Source organism: Citrobacter sp. Cc139 (assembly GCF_030334645.1).
Taxonomy (GTDB): domain Bacteria; phylum Pseudomonadota; class Gammaproteobacteria; order Enterobacterales; family Enterobacteriaceae; genus Citrobacter; species Citrobacter werkmanii.
This window is the reverse complement of record NZ_JAOWDM010000063.1, coordinates 1-9,637: the sequence shown is the minus strand read 5'-3', so window position 1 is coordinate 9,637 and position 9,637 is coordinate 1. Positions and strand designations below refer to the sequence as shown.

The following is a 9,637-nucleotide window of genomic DNA, read 5'->3' as shown; positions in this document are numbered from 1 at the left end:
GGCACTGTTGCAAATAGTCGGTGGTGATAAACTTATCATCCCCTTTTGCTGATGGAGCTGCACATGAACCCATTCAAAGGCCGGCATTTTCAGCGTGACATCATTCTGTGGGCCGTACGCTGGTACTGCAAATACGGCATCAGTTACCGTGAGCTGCAGGAGATGCTGGCTGAACGCGGAGTGAATGTCGATCACTCCACGATTTACCGCTGGGTTCAGCGTTATGCGCCTGAAATGGAAAAACGGCTGCGCTGGTACTGGCGTAACCCTTCCGATCTTTGCCCGTGGCACATGGATGAAACCTACGTGAAGGTCAATGGCCGCTGGGCGTATCTGTACCGGGCCGTCGACAGCCGGGGCCGCACTGTCGATTTTTATCTCTCCTCCCGTCGTAACAGCAAAGCTGCATACCGGTTTCTGGGTAAAATCCTCAACAACGTGAAGAAGTGGCAGATCCCGCGATTCATCAACACGGATAAAGCGCCCGCCTATGGTCGCGCGCTTGCTCTGCTCAAACGCGAAGGCCGGTGCCCGTCTGACGTTGAACACCGACAGATTAAGTACCGGAACAACGTGATTGAATGCGATCATGGCAAACTGAAACGGATAATCGGCGCCACGCTGGGATTTAAATCCATGAAGACGGCTTACGCCACCATCAAAGGTATTGAGGTGATGCGTGCACTACGCAAAGGCCAGGCCTCAGCATTTTATTATGGTGATCCCCTGGGCGAAATGCGCCTGGTAAGCAGAGTTTTTGAAATGTAAGGCCTTTGAATAAGACAAAAGGCTGCCTCATCGCTAACTTTGCAACAGTGCCTTTCGCCCTCATCCGGTTCATGACGGTCGGGCAGGGAGGCAATCTGAATATGGCGATACTGGCCGGCATATTCGGTAATAAGATGGCTTAAATTGCCGTCCACCTTCTGCGCGTGAAACAGATCTAACTGCACCGCCAGGTTCGGCCTGTCGACCCGTTTCACCATCGCCAGCGTCTGATATTGACTGTGGTAGAGATAGCCCGGTTTGGTCTGCGGATTCAGCGCTTCGATGAGTATCCGCTTGTCGTGGCGGGCAAAGCACTCCGCCGCGTAGCGCAGATTATCGATAAGCACGGCCTCGCAGGCTGCGCGATCCGCTCCCGGCGGCACCACGCCGGCCATGATATGCACCTGCGGGCAACCGAGCTGGCAGGCATACTCCAGCGCCAGCTCAATATCGCGTCGGGCCTCCGCGCTTCTCCCGGGGATGGCGGCGAGCCCCCATTCTCCGGCGTTGACGTCGCCGGGTGGGGTATTGAACAGCACCAGCTGCAGCTGGTTCTCCTGCAGGCGCTGTCTGATTTCCCCGGCGGCATACTCATAGGGAAACAGAAACTCAACGGCTTCAAATCCCGCCCGGGCAGCGGCGGCAAAGCGTTCCAGGAACGGCAGTTCGGTAAACAGCATGGATAAATTTGCAGCGAATTTTGGCATGGTTTTATCTCAGTTCTTTTACTTCGTCAGCGGTCAGGTAGCGGATCTCGCGGTTGCCGAGGGTAAATATCAGCCGTGCGGTCTCTTCCAGTTCCTCGGTATTGTTGGTGGCTTCGCGCAGCGATGAGCCAGTAACCACCGGTCCGTGGTTGGCCAGTAAAAAGGCGTTATAGCGGGGCGCCAGCCCGGCCAGCGCCTGGGCAATACGGTCATCGCCCGGCCGGTAGTAGGGAACCACCGGGACGTCGCCGACGCGCATCACCACATAGGGGGTAAAGGGGCGGATACAGTTGTGCGGATCGAGCCCCTGCAGGCAGGAGAGCGCGGTCAGATAGTGGCTGTGCAAGTGGACGATCGCCTTGCAGGCCGGGTTGTGCAAATAGACTGCCCGGTGAAAAGTGACCTCTTTCGACGGTTTGTCGCCGGAGATCCATTCTCCTTGCAGCGTCACCACCGACAACCGCTGAGCCTGCAGTTCGCCGAGGCAGGCGCCGGTCGGCGTCGCCAGCAGGTTGCCGTCCGGCAGCAGCAGCGACAGATTGCCAGCGGAGCCGGTGGCATAGCCGCGGCTAAATAACGAGGCGCCAATCTGCACCATTTCCTCTCGCAGTTGTTGCTCAGTCATGACGAAACTCCTGCTGGGCACGGGCAAAGAACTGGATATCGCCGAAGTTACCTGACTTCAGCGCCAGGGAGAGCGGCTGGCGGGTGTCACGCACCCAGGGCACGCCAGGGGAGATGGTCGGCCCAATATGGAACGCCTCAACCCCCAGGGTCTGCGCCACAATGCTCGACGTTTCCCCTCCGGCCACAATAAAGCGGGTAAATCCTTTCGCCTTCAGGGCGGCGGCAAGAGCGGCAAACAGCTGTTCCACCCGTTCGCTGCTGGCCTTGTCGCCATACTGCGCCTGGATCCGCTGCAGCGTTTGCGGCTCGGTGGTGGCATAGATCATCGGCGCCAGCGGCGCATCGCGCTGCGCGTCCACCCAGTCAGTCAGCGTCCTGACGTAGCTCTCCAGATCGGTAAAGCAGGCGCTTAAGTCGACGGCGCGGGCGGGGGCCTGTTGACGATAGGCCGCCACCTGGCTGTTGGTCATCACCGAGCAGGAGCCCGAGAGCACCACCGCCGGGCCGACCAGCGGCATGCCGGCCTGAGCGCTTTCACCCCGGGCGCCATGGCGCTGCGCCAAGTCGCGGGCGAGGCCGATGGCGAGGCCGGAACCGCCGGAGACCAGCTTCATCTCCCGCAGCGCCACGCCCTGGGTGAGCAGATCCTGTTCGCTGAGGGCGTCGAGCACCACATAGCGCACCGCCGGATCGTTGACTGCCGCCAGCGCGGCGGCGACCGCCTCCGGCCCCCGGGCGACAATCGGCCAGGCAATCAGCGCGGCTTTTCCGCGCCCCTGGCGCTCAATTAAGCGGCCCAGGTGCGCATCCTCCATCGGCGTCACCGGATGGTGGCGCATCCCGGACTCATTCAGCAGTTGCTCGCCGACGAACAGATATCCCTGATAGACCGTGCGGCCGTTAACCGGCAGCGCCGGGGAAATCACCGTCCGCGTCTCACCCAGCTCGGCCAGCAGGGCATCCAGCACCGGGCCAATGTTGCCCTGCGCGGTGCTGTCGAAAGTGGAACAGTACTTGAAATAAAACTGCTGACAGCCCTGGGCCTGCAGCCAGCGCAGGGCCGCCAGCGACTGGCTGACGGCCATTTCCGCCGGGCAGGAGCGAGTTTTCAGGCTGATGACCACCGCCTCGCTGGTCAGCGGAAGATCGCGGGTCGGCACGCCATTCAGTTGCACCGTCGGCATGCCGTTGCGCACGAGGAAGCTGGCAATATCCGTGGCGCCGGTGAAGTCATCGGCAATGACACCAAGCTGCATGTTGTCTCTCCTCACTGTTTATGGCCCGGCAGGGTGATGCCGTTGAAAATCTTGATCACCGCGCTGTCATCTTCCCGACCGAATCCGGCATTACTGGCGGAGGTGAACATATTCAGCGCGGTGGTAGCGAGCGGCAGCGGGAAGGTCAGCGCCCGGGCAGTGTCATTCACCAGCCCGAGATCTTTGACAAAAATATCGACAGCGGATTTTGGCGAGTAATCGCCATCCAGGACGTGCTGCATGCGATTCTCAAACATCCATGAATTACCCGCCGCGTGGGTGACCACGTCATACATCGTTTCGAGTGGGATCCCGGCGCGGGCGGCAAGCGCCATCGCTTCGGCGGCAACGGCGATGTGCACCCCGGCCAGCAGCTGATGGATAATTTTTACCGTCGAGCCAAGACCAATGTCGCTCCCTATGCGGTAGACTTTGCCGGCCACGGCGTCCAGCACCGGCGCGAGGCGGGCAAAGGCGGCATCGCTCCCGGAGGCCATCACCGTCATGTCGCCGGCGGCCGCTTTCACGGCGCCGCCCGATACCGGCGCGTCGAGCATCAATAGCTGGTACTCCGCCAGCGCCTCGGCAATGGCCTGAGCATCGGCGGAAGCGATGGTGGACGACACCATCACGACGGTGCCCGGCTTCAGATGGGCGGCGAGGCCGCTCTCGCCGAACAGGATCCCCCGCACCTGGGCGGCATTGACCACCAGCAGCACAACTGCATCCAGTTCCGCGGCGAACGGCACCGCGCTGGGGCCCGCGCCATTGGCGCCCGCCGCCAGCAGTGCGCGACAGTTGTCGGGATTGATGTCAACGCCCCAGGTGTTCAGGCCCGCCTGCAGGCAGGCGCGGGCGGCGCCCATGCCCATTGAACCCAGTCCAATCACGCAGACGTTAGTGTGTGCAGCCATGCTGGTCTCCTTGTGAACATTAGTTAATTAATGTGATTTAATGATAGAATAAAGCGTTATCATGTGAATTTATGTGAGAGTTATCACGAATAACCCACATGAATATAAAAAATTCACAGGCGGAAAGAGGCTGCACAACGGCGATTCTTGCCCTAAAATAGCCTAAAAACAGCGGCAAAGCGCGATAACAACACCGGGTGTCGCCAGGGCCGTAGCCTGGGTGGTGACGCCTGGTGTGAAAAAATGGTAAGGGGAGAGCGGTGATTCCAATAGAACGACATCAGCGTATTTTAGCCCTGGTGGAGCAGCGTGGGGCGGTAAGCATTAACGAGCTGACGGAGATCCTCGGCGTGTCCCATATGACCATCCGTCGGGACGTCAGTAAACTGGAGGAGCAGGGGCTGCTGGTCAGCGTCTCGGGCGGCGTGCGCGCCGTCAGCCGGCTGGCTGCGGAACCCAGTCATCTGGTGAAAAGCACGCTGCAGAGTGAGGAGAAACAGGCGATCGGCGCGCTGGCGGCGAGTCATATCGCTAAAAACAGTTGCATCTATCTGGATGCCGGGACTACCACCCTGGCGCTGGCGCGGGCGATCCTCGACCGGAACGATCTCCAGGTGGTCACCAATGATTTTGAGATAACCCAGCTGCTGATCGATGCCAGCCAGTGCGGCGTGATCCACACCGGCGGCACTCTGTGCCGGGAGAACCGCTCCTGCGTGGGCGAATCGGCGGCGCGTACGTTACGCCACCTGGCTATCGATACGGCCTTTATCTCCGCCAGCGGCTGGGACAGTCGCGGGATATTCACCCCTGATGAGAACAAGGTTACCGTCAAGGAGACCGTCAGCCAGGTCAGCGCGAGAAGCATCCTGCTGTGCGACAGTTCGAAATACAATCAGGTGGCCACGTTTATGGCGTTACCTTTGACCCGGTTCACCACCATCATTACCGACCGGCATCTTTCCGATGCCGCCGCCAGTCATATCGCCCGGCACGCCTGCGAGGTGCTGCGGGCCGGATAACGCGCGCGGCCACCGCCGGGTTAGCGTTGCCAGTGCTCGATCAGCGCCGCGCCGATCCCGGCGATTTGCTGATTTCGCTCGGCCATGCTCGCCGGGGTATCCCGCAGATAAATCACCACAATGCGCTCTGCTTTGTTATTCGGGCCAAGCAGGGCGACAATCCCGCGCGCACCCCGCTCGCCAGCTCCGGTCTTATCGGCGATAAACCAGCCCGCCGGCAGCACGGAGCGGATCAACGGTCCGGCGACCCGATCGTCCACCATCCACTGCAGCAGCTGCCGTTGCGAACGGGCGCTCAGACGCTGGCTGGTCAGCAGCTTGCGCAGGGTCGCGGCCATGCTGGCCGGGGTAGTGGTGTCGCGGGCGTCGCCGGGAAGCGCCTCATTCAGTTCCGTTTCCCAGCGGTCAAGGCGGGTGACGTTGTCGCCGATCTGGCGCAAAAAGGCAGTCAATCCTGCGGGGCCGCCGACGGTGGCCAGTAGCAGATTGGCGGCGCTGTTATCGCTCATGGTAATGGCGGCGGCGCAGAGTTCGCCGACCGTCATGCCGTCGGCAAGGTGTTTTTCGCTGACCGGCGAGTAGTCCACCAGATCCTGCTGGCGATAGTGGATCTTTCGCTCCAGCTGTTCGTCACCGGCATCCACCCGCGCCAGCACTGCGCCGCAGAGCACTACTTTAAAGGTGCTCATCATGGGAAAGCGTTCATCGGCGCGCCAGGCGGTCAGCGTGCGGCCGCTGGCCAGATCCATTTCTATCATGCCTACGCGGCCCGACAGCTGGCTTTCGCTTAGTTTAATTTGCTCAAGCGGCTGCGGGCTGGCGTGTACCGCCAGCGGCAGGGTGGCTAACAGGGAGATAATACACAGGCGAATATAACGCATAACCACAATACATCCTTGAGTGAGGGCCGATAAAGGCGAGTAAAGAAGCGACAAATAAGAATAACCCGGCGTTTTGCTGATTCACAATTCCTCTTTTTTCCTTCATCATTTTTCATCTTTTATTTCGAATAATCAATATCTAGCCCTGCCTAAGCACGCTATTTTTTGACTCAAGGCCGTGATGAACTATAAGAAAGTACTAAATACCGCACTCTGTCGGGCGTCGCTGTTTGCCGATCACCACGCCCGCCGGTCCCTGCGGTTCGCCAACGCTATATGCCATCCCGGGAGGAACTGGTGCACCCGATAATTAAGGTCATGCTGGTGGGCGGTAAGGCGGACGGGCTGTTGGTCAGCGTCGCCGATGACGCGACCGAAGTCTCGGTGACGCCTGCGCAGTACGGTGCGCTATCCGGGCAATCGTTGAGCTACCGAATTGTTAGCCAAACCATTGACGATGAACGCTATTTTTTTGGCGTTTTCAGCGACGCCCATCAGGATAGCGATAAGCTGACGCGGGTCGCCCTGACCCGTGGAATGAAAAAAATGTTCTGTTAAACCCTGCCCGAAAGGGGGCGTAAGAGGGTATGCCGGGCGCCGCTGTGCTACTGTGGCAGCCTTCTATTTCCAGGGCCGGACGCATAATGATTCAGTACATTCGTATTCAAAATTTTCGCTCAGTAAAGGATATCGCGCTGGAGCTCGGGCCGCTGAACATTGTCTTCGGCCCTAACGGCTGCGGTAAATCCAATATTTATAACGCCATCCACCTGCTGACCGCTGCCGCTGAGGGCAGGCTTTCGGGGTTTATCAGCGAAGAGGGCGGTCTGGAGAATATGATGTGGTCCGGGGAGCGTTCGCCCCTCGATCGTCACCCCCGCCGGCTGCAAATCGCCTGCCGGACCGACAGCTTCGATTATGAACTGCAGATAGGCTTCCCTGAAAAATTGCCCTATCCGACGCAATTCATGCTCGATCCTATCGTTAAAGAAGAGAATATCTGGCTGGCCGGCTACTCCCGCCGGCCTTCCTCCCGCGTACTGCAGCGCAAGAATCAGGCGGCGTTTCTCGTCGATGTCACCGGGGAGAAAAGTACTTTCACCGAGAGTATTTATGAAAATGAGTCGGTGTTCGGTCAGCTTGGCGAGCCGCACCGTTTTCCCGAAGTATCGCGAGTGCGGGAGACGCTGCGCCGTTGGCGGTTTTATCATGAATTCGCGATTGGCCGTCATTCGCCACTGCGTCAGCCGGCCGTGGGTTACCGTTCGCCAGTCCTCGACAGCGATGGCCAGAATCTCGCCGCCGCCTTTCAGACCATTGTCGAGATCGGCGCGGAGGAGATTTTGCATGAAATCCTTGCCGACGCCTTTCCCGGCTGCCAGTTTTATTGTGAAAACGAGCACTCGCGTTTCGCTCTGAAAATGCGTCGCGAAGGGATCCGCCGCCCGCTGCTGGCGGCGGAGATGTCCGACGGTACGCTGCGCTTTTTGTGCCTCGCCGTCGCGCTGCTCAGTCCGCGCCCGCCGGCGTTTCTGGCGATCAATGAACCGGAGAACAGCCTGCATCGCGACATGTTGCCCGCGCTGGCCCGGCTGATTATCGAGGCCTCGCGCTACAGCCAGATCTGGCTGACCAGCCACTCGGCGGAGCTGGCGGAGCTTATCGCCGCCGGGGCGCCTTGTCAGCGCTATGCGCTGGAGAATCGCGGCGGTGAGACGCGGATTGTCGAGTGAAGCCCGTCATCCCTGACGGGGGCGCTGGAGTCAGGCGGGGCTCTGCGTCTCTGCGGTCGGCAGCAGACGGTTGCCGCCGCGTAGGGTGACGAACGAGAGCAGGGTGAAGCTCAGGGTTATGCAGCCGAGGATCAGATAGGCCTGATGGAAGCCGACGGTGTCGTACATCCGGCCCACCCAGGCGGAAAGCACCACCCCGGACAGCTGTTTTGACAGATTAAAACCGATCAGGAACAGGGTGGCCGAGAGGCGCGGGTTAAAGGCGGAAGAGATATATTTAAAAGTTCCCACCAGCAGGAAGGGGATCTCAAACATATGCAGCATCTTGAGGATCACCACCTCGACTGCCGATGAGGCGAAGGACGACCCGAGAATACGCACCGACATGATCATCCCCGCGGTCAGCAGGGCGTTTTTGGCGCCGATGCGGTTAACGATGGCCGGCGCGCAGAACATGATCAGCGCGTTGAGCAACTCGCCGCCGGTGGTGACGAAGCCAAACACTTCGGTACCGCGCTGCGGACTGGCGAAAAAGCTTTTGAAAAAGTTGGCGAACTGCTGGTCAAACACGTCGTAGACGCTGGCGACACCCACCACATAGACGATAAAGCCCCAGAAGCGCGGCATACGCAGCAGCTCTGCCGCCGTACGCAGCGAAAAGGCCTGGCGATTGGCGCCCAGCGCCTCGATAACCTGGGCGCTGTTGCTGCTTTCCGGCCGCGACAGCCAGAGCAGCAGACCGAGCACCAGCGCAAAGCCGGAGGCGATCCAGAAGGTGATATTGGGATCGATGCCGAACAGCACGCCGGTTATCGAGGCGCATAGCGCCCAGCCGACGCAGCCTGCGACCCGCACTTTGCCATATTCAAAGCGGTTGGCCCGGCTGACGCGTTCGATATAAGCTTCCACGGCACTGTTGCAAATAGTCGGTGGTGATAAACTTATCATCCCCTTTTGCTGATGGAGCTGCACATGAACCCATTCAAAGGCCGGCATTTTCAGCGTGACATCATTCTGTGGGCCGTACGCTGGTACTGCAAATACGGCATCAGTTACCGTGAGCTGCAGGAGATGCTGGCTGAACGCGGAGTGAATGTCGATCACTCCACGATTTACCGCTGGGTTCAGCGTTATGCGCCTGAAATGGAAAAACGGCTGCGCTGGTACTGGCGTAACCCTTCCGATCTTTGCCCGTGGCACATGGATGAAACCTACGTGAAGGTCAATGGCCGCTGGGCGTATCTGTACCGGGCCGTCGACAGCCGGGGCCGCACTGTCGATTTTTATCTCTCCTCCCGTCGTAACAGCAAAGCTGCATACCGGTTTCTGGGTAAAATCCTCAACAACGTGAAGAAGTGGCAGATCCCGCGATTCATCAACACGGATAAAGCGCCCGCCTATGGTCGCGCGCTTGCTCTGCTCAAACGCGAAGGCCGGTGCCCGTCTGACGTTGAACACCGACAGATTAAGTACCGGAACAACGTGATTGAATGCGATCATGGCAAACTGAAACGGATAATCGGCGCCACGCTGGGATTTAAATCCATGAAGACGGCTTACGCCACCATCAAAGGTATTGAGGTGATGCGTGCACTACGCAAAGGCCAGGCCTCAGCATTTTATTATGGTGATCCCCTGGGCGAAATGCGCCTGGTAAGCAGAGTTTTTGAAATGTAAGGCCTTTGAATAAGACAAAAGGCTGCCTCATCGCTAACTTTGCAACAGTGCC

At 59.3% G+C, this 9,637-nt stretch carries 9 protein-coding genes and 2 pseudogenes; 5 read left to right on the top strand and 6 right to left on the bottom strand.

Going from position 1 to position 9,637, the window contains the following annotated elements; genetic code table 11:
- Nucleotides 1–63 precede the first annotated feature (63 nt).
- On the top strand, nt 64–768 hold the full coding sequence (locus OGV69_RS04215; RefSeq protein ID WP_001067855.1) for an IS6-like element IS26 family transposase: 705 nt from the start codon (nt 64–66) through the stop codon (nt 766–768).
- 53 nt (nt 769–821) lie between these two features.
- On the opposite strand, the pseudogene OGV69_RS04210 reads toward OGV69_RS04215, so the two are convergent.
- The 4 genes and pseudogenes from OGV69_RS04210 to ltnD all read right to left on the bottom strand — a co-directional run.
- A pseudogene (locus OGV69_RS04210) lies at nt 822–1,475 on the bottom strand (TIM barrel protein); the annotation flags it as partial.
- Nucleotides 1,476–1,479: 4 nt separating this feature from the next.
- Entirely contained in the window at nt 1,480–2,100 is a 621-nt protein-coding gene (gene otnC, locus OGV69_RS04205; protein ID WP_002210516.1) for a 3-oxo-tetronate 4-phosphate decarboxylase, read from the bottom strand.
- Complete coding sequence (otnK, locus tag OGV69_RS04200; protein WP_002210515.1) at nt 2,093–3,358, bottom strand: 3-oxo-tetronate kinase; 1,266 nt, start codon at nt 3,356–3,358, stop codon at nt 2,093–2,095. Before otnK ends, otnC begins: the two co-directional genes overlap by 8 nt.
- Before the next feature lie 11 nt (nt 3,359–3,369).
- On the bottom strand, nt 3,370–4,272 hold the full coding sequence (gene ltnD / locus OGV69_RS04195) for an L-threonate dehydrogenase (RefSeq protein ID WP_002210514.1): 903 nt from the start codon (nt 4,270–4,272) through the stop codon (nt 3,370–3,372).
- 260 nt (nt 4,273–4,532) lie between these two features.
- On the opposite strand from ltnD, the gene OGV69_RS04190 reads away from it, so the two are divergent.
- A complete protein-coding gene (locus tag OGV69_RS04190) occupies nt 4,533–5,294 on the top strand; it encodes a DeoR/GlpR family DNA-binding transcription regulator (protein ID WP_002210513.1) in 762 nt (253 codons plus the stop codon).
- Nucleotides 5,295–5,314: 20 nt separating this feature from the next.
- Here OGV69_RS04190 and OGV69_RS04185 read toward each other — a convergent pair whose 3' ends face one another.
- On the bottom strand, nt 5,315–6,175 hold the full coding sequence (locus OGV69_RS04185; RefSeq protein WP_001620095.1) for a broad-spectrum class A beta-lactamase SHV-1: 861 nt from the start codon (nt 6,173–6,175) through the stop codon (nt 5,315–5,317).
- A 297-nt stretch (nt 6,176–6,472) separates the two neighbouring features.
- Between OGV69_RS04185 and OGV69_RS04180 the strand changes: the two genes are divergently transcribed.
- Both OGV69_RS04180 and OGV69_RS04175 read left to right on the top strand, forming a co-directional pair.
- The gene (locus tag OGV69_RS04180) at nt 6,473–6,733 is read left to right on the top strand and encodes a hypothetical protein (RefSeq protein ID WP_001620096.1); all 261 of its coding nucleotides are present in this window, start codon (nt 6,473–6,475) and stop codon (nt 6,731–6,733) included.
- Between the two features lie 86 nt (nt 6,734–6,819).
- Nucleotides 6,820–7,908: an AAA family ATPase gene (locus tag OGV69_RS04175; protein ID WP_001620097.1), complete on the top strand. Its 1,089-nt coding sequence runs from the start codon at nt 6,820–6,822 to the stop codon at nt 7,906–7,908.
- Between the two features lie 30 nt (nt 7,909–7,938).
- Here OGV69_RS04175 and OGV69_RS04170 read toward each other — a convergent pair.
- A pseudogene (locus tag OGV69_RS04170) lies at nt 7,939–8,826 on the bottom strand (oligosaccharide MFS transporter); the annotation flags it as partial.
- A 54-nt stretch (nt 8,827–8,880) separates the two neighbouring features.
- On the opposite strand from OGV69_RS04170, the gene OGV69_RS04165 reads away from it, so the two are divergent.
- A complete protein-coding gene (locus tag OGV69_RS04165; protein ID WP_001067855.1) occupies nt 8,881–9,585 on the top strand; it encodes an IS6-like element IS26 family transposase in 705 nt (234 codons plus the stop codon).
- Nucleotides 9,586–9,637 lie beyond the last annotated feature (52 nt).

What these genes read in the sequence shown, in the direction of transcription:
- OGV69_RS04215 (WP_001067855.1), top strand. Translation starts at nt 64, where the DNA reads ATGAACCCATTCAAAGGCCGGCATTTTCAGCGTGACATCATTCTGTGG.
- otnC (WP_002210516.1), bottom strand. Translation starts at nt 2,100, where the DNA reads ATGACTGAGCAACAACTGCGAGAGGAAATGGTGCAGATTGGCGCCTCG.
- otnK (WP_002210515.1), bottom strand. Translation starts at nt 3,358, where the DNA reads ATGCAGCTTGGTGTCATTGCCGATGACTTCACCGGCGCCACGGATATT.
- ltnD (WP_002210514.1), bottom strand. Translation starts at nt 4,272, where the DNA reads ATGGCTGCACACACTAACGTCTGCGTGATTGGACTGGGTTCAATGGGC.
- OGV69_RS04185 (WP_001620095.1), bottom strand. Translation starts at nt 6,175, where the DNA reads ATGCGTTATATTCGCCTGTGTATTATCTCCCTGTTAGCCACCCTGCCG.
- OGV69_RS04175 (WP_001620097.1), top strand. Translation starts at nt 6,820, where the DNA reads ATGATTCAGTACATTCGTATTCAAAATTTTCGCTCAGTAAAGGATATC.
- OGV69_RS04165 (WP_001067855.1), top strand. Translation starts at nt 8,881, where the DNA reads ATGAACCCATTCAAAGGCCGGCATTTTCAGCGTGACATCATTCTGTGG.